Below are 19267 nucleotides of genomic sequence, written 5' to 3' on the forward strand. Positions count from 1 at the left end.
CCCTCAACCGATGCTGCTAACTCTTCGCTGTCTAGACGGAGCCTATTTCTTACATTTTTAATGTAACCAACAACAATCTTAATACTTTCTTTACAAAAAAGCAATCTTTTTTCAAAATGTACATCAGAGCTTAATAATGGAATCATTGTTATCTTAAGCGATTGCAGTTATAAAAAAGGGCGCTACCTCAAAAAGGTAACGCCTTTTTCCCTTAGCTCATCAACTTTGTTTTTACTAACCATGCTCCACCGATCACGCCGGCATCGTTTCCAAGCGTAGCAATGGCAATGTCCGCGGCTTCGGCAACACGCGGAAATGCAAAGCGCTTAAAGTAAGTTTGAACATTTTCAACTAATATGCTGCCTGCTTTTGATACACCGCCGCCGATCACAATTTTTTCCGGATTTAAACCGTTCGCTAAATTCGCTAAAGCAAGACCGAGATGGAATGTCACGTAATCAACAATTTCCAATGCCAATGCATCTTGTTCTTTGGCTGCATCAAATACATCTTTCGCTGTTACTTTTCCTTGTTCGTTATAAATGGTTCGAAGCACGCCTTCTACATTTGTTTGCGTTAATTTTTCGGTCGCGATGCGAACAATTCCCGTCGCAGAAGCAACAGTCTCTAAACAGCCTGTTTTTCCGCAGTTGCAGCGCGCTCCTCCTTCCGGAACGGAGGTAATGTGCCCGATTTCCCCGCCGGCACCATTGGCTCCGTGAACGATGTGACCGTTTACAATAATTCCGCCGCCCACCCCTGTACCGAGCGTGACGCAAATCAAGTTTTTCGCTCCGCCGCCAGCACCCTTCCACATTTCGCCGAGTGCCGCGATATTCGCATCATTATCCACAACAACCGGAAGATTTGTTTCCACTTCGAGCCGATCTTTTAAAGGATAGTTTTTCCATCCTAAATTGACCGCTTCATAGATTTCGCCATTTGCCATATTCACAGGTCCAGGGGCGCCGATTCCAATTCCGACAAGCCGGCTTTTGGATTCATCTAGTTCGCGCAATTTTTCATCGATTGCTTTTGCAATATCTGTTGTGATATTTTTTCCTTGTTCCGATCGATCCGTAGGGATTTCCCATTTATGAATAATTTCCCCATATATATTAACAAAAGCTAACTTTACGGTCGTACCGCCTAAATCAACACCAACCAACCACTTTTCCATCATCACTTCATCCTTTTTTACGATAAGTTTTGTTTTCCTTGTTTTTCTCGTTTTTCTCGTTCAAGTTGCGCTTCATGACGTAAAATCAAAAGCGCCATCTGATAATCTTTCACATCGATGAGCTGCGCCTGATAAAGTTCTTTCACTTCCTCTTCCATCAGCTCTAAATCGGCTAATCGATCACCGACATAAATGATCGTTCCATACTTTTTTAACAGCTGTTGTACATCATAAACCGTTTTCATTTTTTCACCTGCGCGCATAACTTTTTTGAAAATGCTCATCTTAAATTTATAAGCAAAATAAGGAAATAGTCAAGAAGTGAACGATGGACTTGCGATATTTTTCACAATTTGCTTAAACATTTATCGATCTGGATCTTGCGGATGCAAAATCGTTGGCCGACGATTTTTAAGCGGAATCGGCGAACGAATCAGAACATCGCGCATCGCTCGATAAGAAAACGGAATGAACGGCCATAAATATGGAATACCAAACGACTGCATGCGGACAAGCATCATCAGCCATAACGTAATGCCTACAACATAGCCAATGGCGCCAAACAAAGCGGTTAACCCTAATAATCCTAACCGAACAAGCCGATTCGCCAATCCCATTTCGTAGCTAGGCGTCGCAAATGTCCCGATCGTCGTCAATGAAAAATAAAGAATCACTTCGTTTGAAAGCAAACCAACCTCGACCGCTATTCCTCCGATCATTAACGCTGCGACTAGCCCTAAAGCGGTTGCGAGCGATGACGGCGTATGAATAGCGGCCATGCGCAACATATCAATTCCAAGTTCAATCAACAAAATCTGAACAAATAACGGAATATCTCCTGGCTTGGCTTTAGCTAAAAATGAAAAGGCATCCGGCAATAGTTGAGGATTGGTCATCCATAAATACCAAAGCGGCAATAAAAAAATCGATGCCCAAACGGCTAAAAAACGAACAAAGCGCAAATAAGCGCCAACAATCGGTTTGTTACGGTATTCTTCGGCATGTTGCAAATGGTGCCAAAACGTTGCAGGCGTGATGAGAACGCTTGGTGAGCCGTCTACCATAATTAACACATGCCCTTCATATAAATGTACTGCAGCTGTATCTGGTCGTTCCGTATAACGAACAACAGGATAAGGGTTCCAATGCCTCCCGGAAATAAATTCTTCAACCGTTTTTTCTCCCATTGGCAGACCATCGGTATCAATTTTTTTAAGTGATTGCTTTACCTCATTTACTAAATTTGGATCAGCGATTTCTTCAATATAGCATACACAGACGTCTGTTTTCGATCGTCGACCAATTTGCATATATTCCATTCGTAGCGAGCGATCTCTTACCCGTCTTCTCGTTAACGCGGTGTTAAAAACGATCGTTTCAACATACCCGTCGCGCGCCCCGCGCACAACCCGCTCCATATCCGGCTCTTGTGGACCACGCACAGGATACGTGCGCGCATCAATTAAAATCGCTTTTGGTACCCCATCGACTAAAAGGGCCGTCGGACCGGCAAGAACTCCATCGACGACCCGCTCCAAATCATCCGTTTGTTCGATTTCAACATAAGGAAGATACGTTTTCAACAACTTCTCTAGCGGATTTTCATCCAATGCTCCTGGCTTAAGATTGGCCAAAAATTTCATTAAAAGATGAAGAATATCATCCTTGACAAATCCATCAATCATAAATAAGGCCATTTCTTTTCCTGCATATTCCACATCCAATTGAATGACATCAAAACTTTTTTCGACTCCTAGTCTTTCTTTTAAATAAGAAACGTTCTCTGAAAGACGAGAGGAAACAGCCCGTTTTTTACCCAATATACACACCTTCCTCATTTAAGCTATTCTTCATCATTGGCACATTCTCTTTCATTCATACATATTTTGCTTTTTTCACACATACATTTAGTAGCAACTTGTCCAAGGCGGAGGGGTAACATGAGGTTGATGCGTTACTTGTTTTTTTTCATGATCGTAGCTCTGGCATTGTATGTCATTTCAAACGTATTCCATCGCCCAGCACGCGAAAGCATAATGTTTTTTCCAATCGATCCAGCCGTACAATTTACTCAAGCAAAAACAGAGTTATCGTTGCAGTCTAAAAAAAACGATGATCGCTATATAATCGATTGGCTCGTTACTTCAAACCTAGACCGTCCCGCATATTTGCGCCAAGATATTTCGCTTTTATTTGCGAACGGACGATTGCTTGCTACTCAATCGAAATGGAAAGAAAACGGGCAAATGTTAATTCAAGAAAAAAAGATCGAACAAAAAGACAGCCGCTTATTTCAAGCGATTTCTTACCACCAAGGGGAATTGCACAATAACAATGACATTCGCAGCAGCCAAAAAATGAGCGGAGATCGACTGTATGTGATCGATTCTCCCTTTATGCCGCTTCAATCATTTCGCACGCCACGATCACCAAGCGAAAAAGAATGGGAGCAAACGTTAAATAAAACAACAAAATCGCTTCTTGAATATACAACGAAAAAAGCGAGCGATCATTTTTCGTTGCAAAAAGATCAATACTATCACCTGTACTTGCCGGAGCTCATTGCTTATAATGAGCAGCCGTTTATGGATTTAACATTAGAACAAACCGAAAGAATGATCGGAAACCTTTGGGAAGGTCTTTATAAAAATTATTTCTTAGGCATAAAAAAAAGGAACGGTACGACCGTTTCCCCGATTGGCAGCACCATTCCGCTTATTTTAATAAGTAAAGATTATCGTTATTTACTTGTCATCACTGAAACAGCAGATGGCGAGCCGATTCGATTAATCCAATTGCTCCAATTCCCGCAATAACCGCTGATAGCTTTTATTGTTCGGTTCTAAGCGCGCTGCACGGCTCGCCGCCTCTTTGGCTTGCTCATAATTTTTCTCTTCTAAATAAAGAAGCGCTAAATTATAAAACGCCTCATGAAATTGCGGATTTTTTTTGATCGCTAGCCGCAAATGTTTTTTTGCTGCTTCATATTCCTTGCGTTGGATTTCAATATAAGAGCGCAGAAAATAGCTTTCTGCAGCAAACGCATCATCCACATCAATGAATTTTAACAATTCATAGGCACGATCATATTGTTTCTGCTCAATGTATTGTTGTGATAGGGCAACAAGAAGTTTTGGATCTTCCGAAAACGGGCGGTGAAAACCGATGTACAAACAAAGCGCTGTCAATAAAGCTGTCACACCAAAAGACAATAGCCGTAATTTGTGCCATCGTTGCTTAGGGAGATGAACAACGCCCGATGCCAAAAATCCGCCAATGAGCCCACCAATGTGTCCAGCATTATCAATTCCCGGAACGACCAAACCGAATAAAAGGTTAATGCCAATAACCGTCAAAATATTGACGCCGATCGTTCGAAAAAAAAGGGGAGGATGGACAATTCCAAAATAAAGCAAAGCGCCAAAACAGCCAAAGATCGCACCCGATGCACCAGCCGAAACAGAAGAAGTAAATAAAAAGCTAGCAAGCGAACCAAAAAAGCCAGCGAATAAGTAAATGAATAAAAAGCGCAATGGTCCGTAAAGTTTCTCAACCATCGGCCCTAAATAATATAAAGCGAGCGTGTTCATAAACAAATGAGCAAATCCAATATGTAAAACGATCGGCGTAAAAAAGCGCCACCATTCTCCTTCTAAAATGAGCGGATTAAATTTCGCTCCATATTGAATTAAAGTAAGCGTATTTGTACTCCCGCCCTTCCACTCTAAAAAAAAGAACATTGCGATTTGTGCAGCCATAAATAGATATGTAAAGAACGGTTTGCCGTGTTCAAATATCTTTTTCTCTCTTTCCAATTGTTCTTCGGCAAACGACAATGTCTTTTGCTTTAGCCATTCCAGTTCATACTCTATATAAGGAGACTCTTCTGGAAGCTGGATCGAAAAAGAATGTTGAAATAGATGGCTTAATTGTTGAAGCATCGCGTCCATATTTTGATGGTGAATGACCATCGTTTGCATGACGATGCGTCGCTCACCTGCGACGATTGGCCGAGCGATTCGAAACGTCCAATCATCCACTGGCGGATAAGTGGTTATGTATATGTTCAGCACGTCCATCCTTCTGCGAAACTGCTTTTTACGAAGCTGTTCCGCGGCATGTGCCGCATATTCCATATCTCGCTGCAACCAAGAACTCCAATCGATATCGTAACGAACGAGCCGGATGACGGGAGCTTTTCGATTTCGTGTCGACTCCAGCCAAACTTCATGGTCATGATTGGCCATGCGAATGATTTGATAATGTTGGTGGAGAAACTGGAGAATCAATTGCCAATAAACAAAATCAAATCGAATGTTCAAATTTCCCTCTCCCTTCGTTTTGACGCAAAAACACCATGTTACCCTTCTTTTATCACACTATTGAAATGATCGCAACTATTTATACCTGCTGGAGAACAGCTGTACAACCATTCGTTGACGAACAAAAGGAATCCCCATCACCATGCCAACCAATGTTTTTCGCATCGATTCATTTCGCAACAAACAGTTCAACAACCGGTAGCGAAAATAGTACATGATCAAAGCAATGCCAAAACTAACCCAAACCGATCTTTTCATCAATCTTGCCACCTCCTCTTTTTATTACATTTCCCTTTTTCGAGGCAATTATAGAAAAAAGGTTGCCTCTTTATGAGACAACCTTGCCATTTTATAGACCGACGCGTTTCATCACGTCTTTTAACACAGATGCTGAATGATTGAATTTCTCTTTTTCCTCATCATTTAATTTCAATTCAACCACTTCGCGAATGCCGTTACGATTCACAACCGCTGGAACGCCGATATAAATATCGTTTTGACCGTAATGGCCATCCAGATAAGCTGAAACCGTTAAAATGCTATTTTCATCTTGCAAAATCGCTTTTGTCAGACGGGCTAATCCCATTGCAATTCCGTAATACGTCGCCCCTTTACGTTGAATAATATGGTAAGCGGCATCGCGCACATTAATAAACAATTGATCTAAATCCTCTTGTTTATATTCTGAATTTTCTTTCATAACGTCTGAAATTGGACGGCAACCGATGAAAGCATGGCTCCAAACCGGCAATTCTGTATCGCCATGCTCACCAATAATATAAGCATGAACATTGCGTGTATCGACATTGAAATATTCGCCCAATAAATAGCGGAAACGTGCTGTGTCTAAAATCGTTCCTGAACCGATGACTCGCTCTTTTGGTAAACCAGAGAATTTCCAAGTTGCATATGTTAAAATATCAACCGGATTCGCAGCGACTAAGAAAATGCCATTAAATCCGTTCTCCATGACTTGATCAACAATTCCTTTGAAAATCTTTGTATTCTTTTCGACTAAATCCAATCGTGTCTCACCAGGTTTTTGGTTCGCTCCTGCTGTTAGCACGACAATGTCGGCATCTTTACAATCGCTGTAATCACCAAACCAAATTTTTGTCCGCGATGGAGCAAAAGGCAAACCATGGTTTAAATCCATCGCGTCCCCTTCGGATTTCTCTTTGTTAATATCAATTAATACAAGCTCCTCTGTAATTCCTTGGTTTAAGAGAGCGAACGCATAGCTAGAGCCGACGAATCCTGTTCCAACTAAAACGACTCTATTTACTTTATTTTTCATAAACATTCCACCTTTCACCATATATGTATTTTTTAACATAAAAACTGTTTCTTTATTGTTAATCTTTTACACAATTAAATTGTACACTATTTCACAAACTTTTAGAGCGATCAATTATTAAAATTTTGTTAAACATACATCCAGAAAATGTTATATTCCCATTAAAAGTAAAAAAACTATAAACGACATCATTTATTTTGCTAATTGTTCGCATTTTTTATGCATTTTTTATGCATTTCCGCAAATGATCACTTCTTCATTCGCAATAATCATTTGCACAGGCAAATCATGTTCTTCGATTGGTAACGACGAAACAAGCTGCAAAGAATAAGCAAGAGATAGCGTTTGATTTTTGAAATCTTTCAAATAACGATCATAATATCCGCCGCCGTAACCGAGGCGATATCCTAATCGTGTAAATGCGATTCCCGGAACAATAAGAAGGTCGATATCGGCTTTCGCAACTTCTTCAGTCCATTCTTCAATGGGTTCATATAAATCAAGATATGTACAGTGTAGCTGATCAAAAGAATGAATGATGCGAAAGGTCATCGTTTTCGTAGATGGGTGACATTTTGGGACAGCAACCTTTTTATTCTCTGACCACGCCCTCTTTATAATGGAAATGGTATCGACTTCCCATTTCCTTGAAACGGTAATCCCAATGGTCTTTGCTTCCTTCCAAAACGATTGAGCATACAATGTGTTTGCAATGGCTTCATTTTGCCGGTTTCTTATTTCATCTGTCATATTGGCAATGATCATTTTCATTTCATGACGAAGCGCTTTTTTATCCATTTTTTCTCCCCCCCTAATAAAAAAGCAGCAGGAAATCGACTCCTACTGCTTACTTTGTTTCACGATGAAGAGTTGCTTTTCTATCTCTTGGGCAATATTTTTTTAGCTCCAGACGATCTGGATTGTTGCGCTTATTTTTTGTTGTAATATAGTTGCGTTCGCCGCATTCTGTGCATGCTAACGTAATATTTACACGCATGTTCTTTTCCCTCCAAACAATATTATATTGTAATCAGACCATTCTATGATACCATTTTTCTAAGGCAATTTCCATATTAAATTTTAGGCATTTTGATATTGACGAATTTTCTTTATATAATATTTTGCCGTTTCCTTTGCTTTTTGTAAATCGGCTGCTTGCGAATAAATGGTTAATACAGGTTCATCTAATTCCGGCAAAATCAATGTCCACCCTCCATCTTCATGATATACCTTAATTCCATCGATGAAGTCAATTTTTCGCTCATGCATTTCCGAAATTAATTTTCGCATGACCATTCCTCGTTCGCTCCATGGACAAGGAACGTGATGGCGCAGCAAATGAATGTTTGGAAGCAAAGCAATAAACGAGGACAGCGAGCATCGCTCAATCGATAAAAGCTGAATCATTTGTACACACGCATATAAGGCATCGAAACAAAAGTGAAAAGGATGTGAATTCATCTTCAACATGTCTCGTCGCGTTTCGTTTACATAAACCACTTGACCGTTCAAACGCTCCGCCAATAGTTCCAACGCAGAAGAAGCATAAGAAGGAACAGCCACAACCCTATTCATGTTTACAAGCAATGAAGCAATGACATACAGAGATAATTTCTCCTCCGGCGTTATTTTGTTCCCTTGATCATCAAAAAGGTCAAAACTTTCCCCGTTTTTACAAAAAATAACAGCGAAATCTGCTTGTACTTCTTTCATTTTTCGTGCGATTTGCTCATCGCTTTCCTGTTCCATAAAAACAACGTCACAATTTAATCGGTTTAACGTGTTTACAATTACTTCTTTCATTGCAAAATGGCTGCAAACAAGCGCCTTAAACCTCTTATAAGGGGAGAGATCAACCTGTTTGATCAAAGCGCGAACATACTCTTCATCCGTCTCAAATCCATCCACACATGTTCCGATTCTCTCAAGAGATATGCGTCGAATATTTTCTTGAGCGAGCATATTCTCTAATTTTTTTTCCGTTGTTGAATCGATTGGATATCCGTTCTCGTCATAAAAATCAATAATCACTTCGTTTTCTCGTTCGTTTGTAAAAAGAAATACTCCTCCTCGATAATTTTTTTTTGCTAACGTATAACGAAACGCTGGTAATAGCGTAGAACCATATTCATTTGTATCAATTCCGCATGCATGCATCGCTTGGGTAAATACCGTTTGAAGCAGTCTCGAAAATGGATGATGATCCGAACCAATAAGCACTTGATCTCCAACATCGTGCATACTTCCATAAGCGGAAGCGATTTTGGCAACAAACTCGGGAGTCATTTCAATATTGGCGCTTCCCTTTATCCCAAATTTTCCAAACAGTGAAGGTTTAAATTTTTTTCCCCACATGAGTGATTGGTTAACGGTTGCCCCTTTCGTCAATAATTTTCCCGGCCAAATTTTAACGGATGGCTTTACTTTTACCTTATCGTTTAATTTGCATTGCGTTCCAATCACGGTATCATCTAAAATTTCGCTATTTTTTCCGATGTACACTTTGTCCGCAACAATTGTACCTCTCAATTCGCTATTTCGATCCACATACACATTTGGCCAAAGAACGCTTCGCTTGACGGAAGCATGTTCGCCAATGACCGAACGAGGACCAATCACCGTACAAGGTTCAATTTTTGCATGTTTGTGAATGACCACATCATCGCCAATGAAAACAGGCCCATTGATCGTTGCTCCCTCTTCAATATAAACGTTGTTCCCCACCCATACGTTGGGAGCAATCTCTTTTCCGCTCAACGGAATACAAATTTTTCCTTGAAAAACATCAAGGTGTGTTTGATGATATTGTTCAATGGCGCCAATGTCCGACCAATATCCATTACCAAGAAAACCATATAGGTTTTCTCCGCTTTCGAGTAAAGTCGGGAATAAATGTTGACCAAAATCATAGTGGATGGCTTCTTCCATATATTCAAAAATCTTCTGTTCAAAAATGTAAATTCCCGTATTCACCGTATCACTATATACTTCATTCCATTTAGGTTTTTCAACAAAACGCTGGATTTTTCCGTTTTGATCTGTGATGATTCCACCGTACGAAAGAGGATATGCTTCATGGTGCATTAAAATTGTGGCGATTGATTTTTTGGAGAAATGAAAGTGGATGGCTTCTGCTAGGTTAAAGTCGGTAATGGTATCTGCACTAATGACAACAAACGTGTCATCTAAAAAAGATTGGGCGTGTTTCACACTCCCTGCTGTGCCAAGCGGCGTCGTTTCTTCAAAATAATAAAGATGCACACCAAAGCGGCTTCCGTCCCCGAAATAATGCTGAATTTTGTCGCTTAAATATTGAACCGTTACAGCAATTTCGGTAATGCCAAATTTTTTTAACCACTCGATGCTATATTCCATAACGGGTTTATTCATAACCGGTACCATTGGCTTTGGAACATGACAGGTAAGCGGGCGCAGTCGCGTTCCTCTCCCTCCCGCCATAATGACCGCTTTCACTAAAAATCCCCTCCCACGATCCGTCATCTTGCGGTTTAGCATTTGTTTCATCATATCATTGTTCCAAAAGTCGAACAATATATGAAAATTGTCGATTGAAAAACAAAATGGTGCAACGTTACATTACTTATATGTATAATGGAATGGGGTGGAAATATGAACAGTATGATGGAATATACAATCTTTGCGCTCATTGGCTTTTCCATTATTCTTTTATTCGTTTCTTTTTTTCGAAAAGACCGTGTGAAAGAAATTGAAGAGCAATTGGATCAGCTCACGTTATCGACCATGCAAGAAATATATCAAATCAAAAAACGATTAAAAGCGTTAGAAGAAGAATTATTGATGAGCGAAGAGGATTGGATCAAACCAACTCACACGTATTCCAAACAAGAAAAAATTTTTTTACTGTACAAGCAAGGGCTGTCTAATGAACAAATTGCTCGACAAATTGGATTGCCAATTGAAGAAGTGAACATGATCATTCAACGAATGATGGCGAGGAATGAGAAATGAACAAAACAACCATTCGTGCGTTTGCTGCCGGGATTTTATTTGCGACAACCGCGATCGGAACCGTTCAATATTATGTGAAACCCAGTTCGATCAATGAAAAGAAAACGAACGATCAGCTTGTAACCATCAAAAAAGAAGAATACGAAAAGTTGCTAAGGATAAAGGAAGCAAGTGAAAAACACCCGAAACCGTCCGAACAAAAAACAACCTATGTGTACACGTTAATCATTAAAAAAGGGGAAGCGAGCCGCGAGATCGCTCATCGGCTTGAACAAGCAAAAATCATTCAAAACGCAAAATCGTTTCTCACCTATTTAGAACATAAACATTTAACGCGAAAAATTCGCCCTGGTACATATACAGTAATAAGCGAAATGACGTATGAAGAGATTGAAAAACTCATTACAAAATAACCGAGCTGCCTTTTATTGCGAAGGCAGCTCGGCATCTTGGTTAGTCATTTAAATCGTAATGTCTTCCTTTCACCAAATAAAACACATTTTCCGCAACGTTTGTTGCATGGTCTGCTACACGTTCAATATAGCGAGCAACGAACGATAATTGTGTAATTTGTGACATTGCATCTGGATGAACTTGTGTCCGCTCAAGCAATTCGCGAATCGTTTCACCGTACAATCGATCGACTTCATCGTCCATATCCGCCACTTTTTTCGCTGATACAACATCTTCTTCATAATACGCTTTTAACGAAAGAGAAAGCATTTCCACGGCAATACGATGCATCTCCTCAATTTTTTCCAACGAAATAATAAACGGTTGTTCACCGATGCGAATCGCTGATTTTGCAATATTGACGGCAAAATCGGCCATCCGTTCAACATCGGTTGAAATTTTAATGGCAACAATGATTCTCCGTAAATCAATTGCCACTGGCTGTTGCTTTGCAATAAGCAAAATCGCAAAATCGTTAATCTCTTCATCAAGCAAGTCTATTTTCGAGTCGTTGTCTAACACTTGCAAGGCTAAATCGATATTTTTTGTTTGCAAAGCCTCAAACGATTGGCTTAACGCAATTTCCGCCAAACTCCCAATTTCCAATAACTTTTCTCGCAACGTATTTAAATCATAATGAAATTTTTCACGTACAGCCATCAAGCTCCCTCCTGTAAAATAGTTTTGAAAAAATCGTGCGAATGGCTCGCACGATTTTTTATCCGAATCGTCCTGTAATATAATCTTCTGTTCGTTTGTCAGATGGATTGGAGAACAATTTGTCTGTGTCGCTATACTCAATGACTTCTCCGTTTAAGAAGAACGCTGTTTTGTCAGAAATACGTGCCGCCTGCTGCATGTTATGTGTAACAATGATGATGCTGTAGTTTTTCTTCAACTCTTGAACTAGCTCTTCTACTTTCAGCGTCGAAATTGGGTCGAGCGCTGATGTCGGCTCATCCATTAAAATAACATCCGGCTCAATGGCTAAACAGCGCGCAATGCATAAACGCTGTTGCTGTCCACCTGATAAGCTGTAAGCGTTGGCATGAAGACGATCTTTCACCTCATCCCAAATCGCTGCCCCACGTAGGCTACGCTCAACGATTTCATCTAAAATTTTCTTATCGCGAATTCCATGAATACGCGGACCGTAAGCGACGTTATCGTAAATAGATTTTGGGAATGGATTTGGCTTTTGGAATACCATCCCTACTTGTGTGCGCAATTCTTCAACACGGTAAGACTTATCAAAAATGTTGCGCCCGCGGTACGTAATCTCTCCTGATATGCGCACATTTGGAACTAACTCAATCATTCGATTTAACGTTTTAATGTACGTTGATTTTCCGCAACCGGAAGGACCGATGATCGCTGTCACTTCATTTTCGTAAATATCTAAATCAATATTTTTTAACGCATGATGTTCACCATACCATAAGTTTAAGTTTTTCGTACGATATACAATATTTTTTTCGCATTTTTCCTCTTCCGTCTTCTTGTTCTTTCTTTCTTTCGCAACCGCTAATTCCATCAATAAAGTCCCCTTTCATTTCACCCAAGGATTAATAACGCTTTTGAAACTTATTGCGAATGAACACGGCAATGGAGTTCATAAAAATTAACACGACAAGCAACACGACAATCCCCGCTGCGGCAACATGTTGAAACTCTTCCTGCGGTCTTCCTGTCCAGTTATAAATTTGCATTGGCATAACCGTAAACGTATCAAGAATTCCGTTTGGCAAGTAAGCAATGAACGTCGGAATTCCCAATACAACAAGAGGCGCTGTTTCACCAATGGCACGGGATAATGCTAAAATACTGCCCGTTAAAATCCCTGGAATGGCTGCAGGTAATACAATTCGATAAATCGTTTGCCATTTTGTCGCTCCCATTCCATATGAAGCTTCGCGCAATTGATTCGGCACCGCACGAATCGCTTCTTGTGCCGCTACGACGATGACAGGAAGAACCAACAAGCTCATTGTCAAACCAGCGGCAAGAACGCTACGACCAAGTCCTAGTTCACGAACAAAAATCGTTAACCCTAACAACCCAAAAACGATTGACGGAACACCGGCTAAGTTCGAAATATTGGTTTGAATAAAATCCGTAAAACGATTTTTCTTCGCATACTCTTCTAAATAAATGGCTGTACCCACGCCTAAAATTAAAGAAACCGGAGCAACGATCACCATCAACCAAAGAGAGCCAACCAATCCCGCTTTAATTCCCGCTCGCTCCGGTCGACGGGAAGGGAAATTCTGCAAAAAGTCAGCATCGAGCCAGCCAATTGCTTGAGTGAATATCCGATATAGAAGTACGACTAAGACGATCAGTCCAAACAATGTCGAAAGAAAGAAAATAAATTTAAAAAAGTTGTTTTTTATGATCCGACCCATCATGTTTTGAACAACTTTTTGTTTATCCACTAACTTTTCCATGATTAATATTCCTCCCTAAAGCGACGAGAAATATATTGCGCAAGCAAGTTCATCAACAACGTAAAGACAAACAACGTCATCCCTACCGCATAAATGCTGTAATACACTGTTGTACCGTAACCCGCATCACCTGTCGTCACTTGCACGATATAAGCGGTTAACGTTTGAATCGATTGCGTGACGTCAAACGTAAACACCGGAGATGAACCGCCTGCGACTGCGACGATCATCGTTTCACCAACAGCGCGTGAAATCGCCAGCATGAATGATGCCGCAATACCTGAAGTCGCTGCAGGAAGGACCACTTTAAGCGCTACTTCCAATTTGGTTGAACCAAGTCCAAGCGCTCCTTCGCGAATGGCATTTGGTACCGAACTCATCGCATCTTCTGATAATGACGCAACCATTGGAATAATCATAATTCCCATGACAATTCCCGGACTTAATGCATTAAAAATCCCTAAATCCGGAATAAATTTTTGCAACAGCGGTGTAACAAACGTTAACGCAAAAAATCCGTATACAATCGTCGGAATTCCAGCTAGTACTTCTAATATCGGTTTAATGATCCGCCGCGACTTCTCAGATGCATATTCACTCAAGTAAATCGCTGACGCTAAGCCAACTGGGATGGCGACAATCATCGCAATTCCCGTCGTTAACAGCGTACCTGTTACGAGCGGAGCAATTCCAAACGAACCTTCTTCCTCATTCCATGGCAACCACTCTTTGCTTGTCAAAAATTCGACGATCGATACACGCTCAAAAAAGATGAATGTTTCAAATAAAAGCGTAAATAAAATACCAAGAGTTGTTAAAATCGAAACGATCGCCGTCAACAACAATAATTTGGGCATTAACCATTCAACAAACTGCTGTCCGCCTTGTTTTTTTTTATTCTCTTTAATCATTTCACGGACAGAATACGAACGATGATCATCTGTCATAGCCATTTAGTGAAAACCCCTTTCCATTTCATGGCAAGATGAGAAGCAATACGATATTGCTTCTCATCTTTTACAACTTAATTATTTTAATCCTTCAAGCTTTTTCAATTGTTCTTGATATTGTTCTTCAGGAAGAGCAACATAACCAACTTCTTCCGCAAACTCTGCACCGTTTTCTAAAATAAATTTAGCAAAATCATACACTTGTGCTTTTTCTTTTAACGATTTGACGTTCACATATGTGAACAATGGACGAGAAAGTGGCGTATATTTACCGCTTTGAATCGTTTCATGTGTCGGCTCAACAGGTCCGTTTCCAGCATCGATTGGAACGACTTTTAATTTATCTTTATTTTCAAGATAGTAAGCAAAACCGAAGAAGCCGATTGCGTTTTTATCGCCTGCGACACCTTGAACAAGAACGTTATCGTCTTCCGATAACTGCGCTGTTTTATTTAATGGTTTTTCTTCAAGAATAACTTCATTAAAATAGTCAAATGTACCAGAGTCATGTCCTGGAGAGAAGAACTTAATTTCTTCATCTGGCCACCCTTCGCGAATGTCTGACCATTTTACTTTGTCATTGCCGCTTACTGCGCCAGATGTCCACATTTTCTTTAATTCCTCTACTGTTAAATGATCAACCCAATCGTTCTCTTTGTTCACAACAATAGAAATACCATCGAACGCAACTTTGAACTCTTCAAACTCGATCCCATTGTCTTGTGCTGCCTTTTTCTCTTCGTCTTTAATCGGACGAGAAGCGTTGCTGAAATCTGTTTCGCCTTTTGTAAACTTTTCAAAGCCGCCGCCTGTACCAGATACACCGACAGAAACTTGTACATTTGGTTGCTCGATCATATATTCTTCTGCGATTGCTTCCATAATAGGGAATACTGTTGAAGAGCCATCCATTGCGACATTCCCTTGAAGTTGTTTTTGATCCGCTGCCCCTTCATCTTTTCCTGCATCTTGGCCGCCTCCACATGCCGCCGTAAATGCCATCACCGTGCTCGTCATTGCTGAAAGTGCTAAAAACTTAAATTTTTTCATCGACAAATTCCCCCTAATTTCTCTGCGTTTTGTCCCACGAGTTTTAGCATAAAGGAAGCGTATTAAATCCGTTTTAATCAAATGTTAAGCTTTTGTAAATTTAAACTCCCTATGTTTAGATTGCCTATCACGATTCAATGTTATTCTATTCTTGTTCATGGTCTGTTTGTGAAGGTTGCTCTACCTTCTCAGCTTGGCGTTTTTCTTTCAATTCAAAATAAGCGTCTAAAATTTTTCTGCCAATGTACTTGTTAATCGGAGAATTTGAATCTTGAACCCATGGGACAACAACAGAGAAAGCAACTTCAGGATCGTCATAAGGAGCATATCCAACCAACGTTAAGTTATAAGTAGGGGTCATTCGTTTTGATTTAATTGGACCGTCATAAAACGATTGGGCTGTTCCTGTTTTGCCGGCTGGTTTATATGGAGCATTCGCAAAAAAGGCTCTTGCCGTTCCGTTTGCTCCTTGCATCACCCGGCGAAATCCTTCTTGCACGCGCTCGATATATTCCGTTTTCATATCGACGCGATTTAACACTTTCGGCTCAAAGGAATAAATGATGTTCCCTAGTTCATCTTTATCGTTATTCGGTTCACGAATTTCTTTCACAATCTGCGGTTTCATTCGATATCCACCGTTCGCAATGGTGGACACATACTGCGCCATCTGCAGCGGCGTATACGTATCAAACTGACCGATCGCCAAGTCAAGCAAATGCCCTGGCAACGTGCTGTTTCCTGGCCACCCGATAATTTCGCCAGGCAAATCAATTCCCGTCTTCACGCCGAGCCCAAATTGGCTGAAATAATTGCGGAAAATCGAAAAAGCTTCCGGATTAATCGGTAACGATTGATACGGTCGATACTTCGTGCCGGCAATAGCAATCGCTGTTTTAAACATATAGACGTTTGACGACATTTCCAATGCTTTTAAATCATTAATCGCACCCATTGTTTTATATGATTTTTTTTCTGGTGTCCCTTTAATATGCAGCGGTTCGTCAATCAGTACGGTTCCCGGCTTAATCACTCCTGTTTGAAACCCTGTTAGGACTGTCGCGCCTTTTACAGCCGATCCCATCGCATAAGCAGAAGTCATTGTGCCAAGCGCATAGTCTTTTAATTGTACTTTGCCATTTTCATCTTTCGTATACTGCTTTCCAGCCATCGATAAAATTTCGCCTGTTTTCGGATTCATCATGACGACAAACGCGCGGTCTAACAATTCTCCTCCGCCACGCCGCTTCGCCGCCATTAATTCTTCCTCAATAATCTGTTCGACGCGTTGCTGCAGCTCCATATCGATCGTTAACACAATATCTTTTCCGCGCTGTCCTTTTGATACTTCGATTGTTTCAATGATGTTCCCGGCTTTATCCGTTATATTCTTAATTTTCGCTTTTTTTCCACGAAGCACATCTTCGTATTGTGCTTCAATATAGCTTTTGCCAACCCGATCGTTTCGGCTATAGTCCCGAGATAAATAATAATCGAGTTTTTCACGCGGTAAGCCTTCTTCAGAAGAAGTAATGTTGCCAAGGACCGTGCGCAATGTATTTCCATAAGCATAATGTCGATTCCAATCGGTTGTGACATCGACTCCCGGCAATTCTTCCAAATGTTCGCTTACAATCGCATATTCATCATTGGTGACTCCTTCATTTTTAATCATTTGCGGCGTCAATGCATATCCGCTATTCATTTCTCGAAAAATCGCTACCACTTCTAATTCATCCGAAGTGATTTCTTTTAAATCTTCATCCGTAATTCGTCTCAATTGTCGTTGATAAATATCTTTATCCGTCAATTCTTTATTTTTAAACTGTTTCCATTCTTTTTTCGTAATTTTTGCTTTTGCTTTTTCTTCTCTTGTTAAAATCCAGTAATCTTTTAAATCCCGTTCCGTTACTCGGTCTGTCGGTTTATCAATATATTTCGCCAACTTTCGTGCAACATCCAACATCTCATCCGGTTTTGTTGTTTGCGTTCGGGTATACGTAATCGCATTGAGCGGTTCGTTATCAACGATAATTTGATGGTTTCGATCATAAATTTTTCCGCGAGGAGCAGGGGTATTGACCGTCACATTTTCCGTTCGCTCAACCTCTTTTCGATATTGTTCTCCATAGACAATTTGTACGACACCTAATCGTAAAATGAGAGCAGAAAACAATAAAAAGACGACGAAGAAAAGAATATTTAATCGAAACGGAATTTGCGCTTTTTTCTTTTTCTTCTTCAATTGAGGAAGCACCTCCTTACTTGTCATCTTCCTCATTGTAAAAGAAACCCCACTAAATTTCTACCTTGAAACTCGAATGTTTCGTACAAAAAAATAAATGATCAAATGACCTGCGCCGACAATCAACATTAAAACGGGAATGCTTTTTTCAGGCTGAAATAACATAACCGCCAACAAAAACAGAACGACTGAAACGGCTCTCCCTCCGTTTAAAAATAGTTCCCGTACAACAATGTACTCCACGCGTTGCGTTTTTGCATGTGCGCTTTGACCAATCACATCAAATGTAAGTGATAAATATGGAACAAGTAAAATTGGATAACCAATCGCAATCAAAACACCATACAGTAACAACCTTATGTAAGAAGGGTCAAAAAATAATAAAAAAACAGAACTATACAGCAACAAACCGCCGAATAAAACCGCTTTCATTCGCCATTCTTTTTTAATCAATCTAGATGCCATGTAATAAACAACGAAAGAGGTCAGTGAATTAATAAATCCGAATACTCCTAATGATTTTTCGCTCCCTGTCGTAATAAAAATAAGGACGGAAACAACAAATACAAATGTCCCTTCGCGAATTCCTTGAAAAAAATGAGCGGTTGTAATCGCTCGCCAATTTCGATTCTCTTTTCGTTCTTGCAAAACGGATTTAAGTGAAAAATGCCCCGAAGATGGACGGCGATGTAAAAAAAAGCTAAATGCCACTGCAACAATAAATAAACAGAGGGAAATTACAAAAATAACCATATACCCTTTAAATTGCTCTCTTGAAGAAATGATCCATCCTGCTAGAGGTGGTCCAATCATTCCCGCAACAGATGTCAGCACTCCTAAAAATCCGTTAAAAAAATCGCGCGTATCCGGCTCGGTAATTTCAAAGGTTAGCACATTAAAAGCAAGCCAATAAAACCCGTAACCGATGCCAAGCAATCCGCCAAGCAAAAACAAATAATGCATCGCGTGATCACCGGTAAACAAAACCGTCAGAAAGAAAAGCGCTAGAAATGACACGCCAAAACGTAAAACGATCACGCGGTCGACTTTTTTGGCGATTCGTCCGGCAATCATAAAAGCAAGCGGTTGAAATGTAACCACCGCTAAGTTGTATAAGCCAAGCGCTTGAAAATCATTCGATTTTTTCCATAAGTACACATTGACAAAGGTGTTCGATAAGGCAATGCTCAATGAATAAAATCCCCCTATAAACAACAAAAGAAGTAAATCACGATTAACGCTTACATCACCAATTAACTTTTTCCATACACTCATAGCAAACTCTCCTTTATTCTTAAAAGGTAGTTTGCCACTTCATGCTTTTTCATATACG

The 19267-nt window shown here is 40.2% G+C and carries 19 protein-coding genes; 3 read left to right on the top strand and 16 right to left on the bottom strand.

Annotated features, from left to right (window positions below; translation table 11 throughout):
• Positions 1-211: 211 nt before the first annotated feature.
• The 3 genes from EDD69_RS08885 to EDD69_RS08895 all read right to left on the bottom strand — a co-directional run bounded on the left by EDD69_RS08885 (position 212) and on the right by EDD69_RS08895 (position 3000).
• Complete coding sequence (locus tag EDD69_RS08885) at positions 212-1183, bottom strand: ROK family glucokinase (RefSeq protein ID WP_132948610.1); 972 nt, start codon at positions 1181-1183, stop codon at positions 212-214.
• 14 nt (positions 1184-1197) lie between these two features.
• On the bottom strand, positions 1198-1425 hold the full coding sequence (locus tag EDD69_RS08890; protein WP_132948611.1) for a YqgQ family protein: 228 nt from the start codon (positions 1423-1425) through the stop codon (positions 1198-1200).
• Positions 1426-1545: 120 nt separating this feature from the next.
• Positions 1546-3000 carry a spore germination protein gene (locus EDD69_RS08895; RefSeq protein WP_424565347.1) on the bottom strand — a complete coding sequence of 485 codons (1455 nt, stop codon included), beginning with the start codon at positions 2998-3000 and terminating at the stop codon, positions 1546-1548.
• A 129-nt stretch (positions 3001-3129) separates the two neighbouring features.
• Here EDD69_RS08895 and EDD69_RS08900 point away from each other — a divergent pair, with 129 nt between their 5' ends.
• Positions 3130-3996, top strand: coding sequence for a hypothetical protein (locus EDD69_RS08900; RefSeq protein ID WP_132948700.1), 867 nt, complete (start codon positions 3130-3132; stop codon positions 3994-3996).
• Here EDD69_RS08900 and EDD69_RS08905 read toward each other — a convergent pair.
• The 6 genes from EDD69_RS08905 to EDD69_RS08930 form a co-directional block, all read right to left on the bottom strand.
• Positions 3967-5502, bottom strand: coding sequence for a rhomboid family protein (locus EDD69_RS08905; RefSeq protein WP_132948613.1), 1536 nt, complete (start codon positions 5500-5502; stop codon positions 3967-3969). The two genes, EDD69_RS08900 and EDD69_RS08905, sit on opposite strands and share 30 nt — an antisense overlap.
• A 75-nt stretch (positions 5503-5577) precedes the next feature.
• Positions 5578-5760, bottom strand: a complete 183-nt coding sequence (locus EDD69_RS08910; protein WP_132948614.1) for a hypothetical protein — start codon at positions 5758-5760, stop codon at positions 5578-5580.
• A gap of 91 nt (positions 5761-5851) precedes the next feature.
• Positions 5852-6799: an L-lactate dehydrogenase gene (locus tag EDD69_RS08915; RefSeq protein ID WP_132948615.1), complete on the bottom strand. Its 948-nt coding sequence runs from the start codon at positions 6797-6799 to the stop codon at positions 5852-5854.
• Positions 6800-7027: 228 nt separating this feature from the next.
• A complete protein-coding gene (locus tag EDD69_RS08920) occupies positions 7028-7597 on the bottom strand; it encodes a 5-formyltetrahydrofolate cyclo-ligase (RefSeq protein WP_132948616.1) in 570 nt (189 codons plus the stop codon).
• Between the two features lie 49 nt (positions 7598-7646).
• Positions 7647-7796 (bottom strand): 50S ribosomal protein L33, encoded by a 150-nt coding sequence (gene rpmG, locus EDD69_RS08925; protein WP_132948617.1) that lies wholly within the window; start codon positions 7794-7796, stop codon positions 7647-7649.
• Between the two features lie 83 nt (positions 7797-7879).
• Positions 7880-10273: a sugar phosphate nucleotidyltransferase gene (locus tag EDD69_RS08930; protein WP_132948618.1), complete on the bottom strand. Its 2394-nt coding sequence runs from the start codon at positions 10271-10273 to the stop codon at positions 7880-7882.
• Positions 10274-10438: 165 nt separating this feature from the next.
• Here EDD69_RS08930 and EDD69_RS08935 point away from each other — a divergent pair, with 165 nt between their 5' ends.
• Together EDD69_RS08935 and EDD69_RS08940 are read left to right on the top strand one after the other, a co-directional pair.
• Complete coding sequence (locus EDD69_RS08935; RefSeq protein WP_132948701.1) at positions 10439-10789, top strand: DUF6115 domain-containing protein; 351 nt, start codon at positions 10439-10441, stop codon at positions 10787-10789.
• Positions 10786-11202: an endolytic transglycosylase MltG gene (locus EDD69_RS08940; protein ID WP_132948619.1), complete on the top strand. Its 417-nt coding sequence runs from the start codon at positions 10786-10788 to the stop codon at positions 11200-11202. The genes EDD69_RS08935 and EDD69_RS08940 overlap by 4 nt, the downstream gene beginning before the upstream one ends.
• A gap of 40 nt (positions 11203-11242) precedes the next feature.
• Here the strand turns inward: EDD69_RS08940 and phoU are convergent, their stop codons facing one another.
• The 7 genes from phoU to EDD69_RS08975 form a co-directional block, all read right to left on the bottom strand.
• The gene (gene phoU, locus EDD69_RS08945) at positions 11243-11902 is read right to left on the bottom strand and encodes a phosphate signaling complex protein PhoU (protein ID WP_132948620.1); all 660 of its coding nucleotides are present in this window, start codon (positions 11900-11902) and stop codon (positions 11243-11245) included.
• A gap of 58 nt (positions 11903-11960) precedes the next feature.
• Positions 11961-12776: a phosphate ABC transporter ATP-binding protein PstB gene (gene pstB / locus EDD69_RS08950; RefSeq protein ID WP_132948621.1), complete on the bottom strand. Its 816-nt coding sequence runs from the start codon at positions 12774-12776 to the stop codon at positions 11961-11963.
• A 31-nt stretch (positions 12777-12807) separates the two neighbouring features.
• On the bottom strand, positions 12808-13689 hold the full coding sequence (gene pstA / locus EDD69_RS08955) for a phosphate ABC transporter permease PstA (protein ID WP_132948622.1): 882 nt from the start codon (positions 13687-13689) through the stop codon (positions 12808-12810).
• 2 nt (positions 13690-13691) lie between these two features.
• Positions 13692-14642 (bottom strand): phosphate ABC transporter permease subunit PstC, encoded by a 951-nt coding sequence (pstC, locus tag EDD69_RS08960; RefSeq protein WP_132948623.1) that lies wholly within the window; start codon positions 14640-14642, stop codon positions 13692-13694.
• A gap of 75 nt (positions 14643-14717) precedes the next feature.
• On the bottom strand, positions 14718-15689 hold the full coding sequence (locus EDD69_RS08965) for a PstS family phosphate ABC transporter substrate-binding protein (RefSeq protein WP_132948624.1): 972 nt from the start codon (positions 15687-15689) through the stop codon (positions 14718-14720).
• A 145-nt stretch (positions 15690-15834) separates the two neighbouring features.
• Entirely contained in the window at positions 15835-17961 is a 2127-nt protein-coding gene (locus EDD69_RS08970; RefSeq protein WP_132948625.1) for a peptidoglycan D,D-transpeptidase FtsI family protein, read from the bottom strand.
• 33 nt (positions 17962-17994) lie between these two features.
• The gene (locus EDD69_RS08975; protein WP_132948626.1) at positions 17995-19209 is read right to left on the bottom strand and encodes an MFS transporter; all 1215 of its coding nucleotides are present in this window, start codon (positions 19207-19209) and stop codon (positions 17995-17997) included.
• Between the last annotated feature and the right edge of the window lie 58 nt (positions 19210-19267).

The sequence above is a fragment of the Thermolongibacillus altinsuensis genome (assembly GCF_004341205.1).
Lineage (GTDB): Bacteria > Bacillota > Bacilli > Bacillales > Anoxybacillaceae > Thermolongibacillus > Thermolongibacillus altinsuensis.

Excerpts from the sequence above, each read along its gene's own strand:
- EDD69_RS08885 (WP_132948610.1), bottom strand. The coding sequence starts at position 1,183 with ATGATGGAAAAGTGGTTGGTTGGTGTTGATTTAGGCGGTACGACCGTA.
- pstB (WP_132948621.1), bottom strand. The coding sequence starts at position 12,776 with ATGGAATTAGCGGTTGCGAAAGAAAGAAAGAACAAGAAGACGGAAGAG.
- phoU (WP_132948620.1), bottom strand. The coding sequence starts at position 11,902 with ATGGCTGTACGTGAAAAATTTCATTATGATTTAAATACGTTGCGAGAA.
- pstC (WP_132948623.1), bottom strand. The coding sequence starts at position 14,642 with ATGGCTATGACAGATGATCATCGTTCGTATTCTGTCCGTGAAATGATT.
- EDD69_RS08940 (WP_132948619.1), top strand. The coding sequence starts at position 10,786 with ATGAACAAAACAACCATTCGTGCGTTTGCTGCCGGGATTTTATTTGCG.
- EDD69_RS08920 (WP_132948616.1), bottom strand. The coding sequence starts at position 7,597 with ATGGATAAAAAAGCGCTTCGTCATGAAATGAAAATGATCATTGCCAAT.
- EDD69_RS08935 (WP_132948701.1), top strand. The coding sequence starts at position 10,439 with ATGATGGAATATACAATCTTTGCGCTCATTGGCTTTTCCATTATTCTT.
- EDD69_RS08915 (WP_132948615.1), bottom strand. The coding sequence starts at position 6,799 with ATGAAAAATAAAGTAAATAGAGTCGTTTTAGTTGGAACAGGATTCGTC.
- EDD69_RS08900 (WP_132948700.1), top strand. The coding sequence starts at position 3,130 with ATGCGTTACTTGTTTTTTTTCATGATCGTAGCTCTGGCATTGTATGTC.
- EDD69_RS08970 (WP_132948625.1), bottom strand. The coding sequence starts at position 17,961 with ATGACAAGTAAGGAGGTGCTTCCTCAATTGAAGAAGAAAAAGAAAAAA.
- EDD69_RS08975 (WP_132948626.1), bottom strand. The coding sequence starts at position 19,209 with ATGAGTGTATGGAAAAAGTTAATTGGTGATGTAAGCGTTAATCGTGAT.
- EDD69_RS08965 (WP_132948624.1), bottom strand. The coding sequence starts at position 15,689 with ATGAAAAAATTTAAGTTTTTAGCACTTTCAGCAATGACGAGCACGGTG.
- rpmG (WP_132948617.1), bottom strand. The coding sequence starts at position 7,796 with ATGCGTGTAAATATTACGTTAGCATGCACAGAATGCGGCGAACGCAAC.
- pstA (WP_132948622.1), bottom strand. The coding sequence starts at position 13,689 with ATGGAAAAGTTAGTGGATAAACAAAAAGTTGTTCAAAACATGATGGGT.
- EDD69_RS08890 (WP_132948611.1), bottom strand. The coding sequence starts at position 1,425 with ATGAAAACGGTTTATGATGTACAACAGCTGTTAAAAAAGTATGGAACG.
- EDD69_RS08910 (WP_132948614.1), bottom strand. The coding sequence starts at position 5,760 with ATGAAAAGATCGGTTTGGGTTAGTTTTGGCATTGCTTTGATCATGTAC.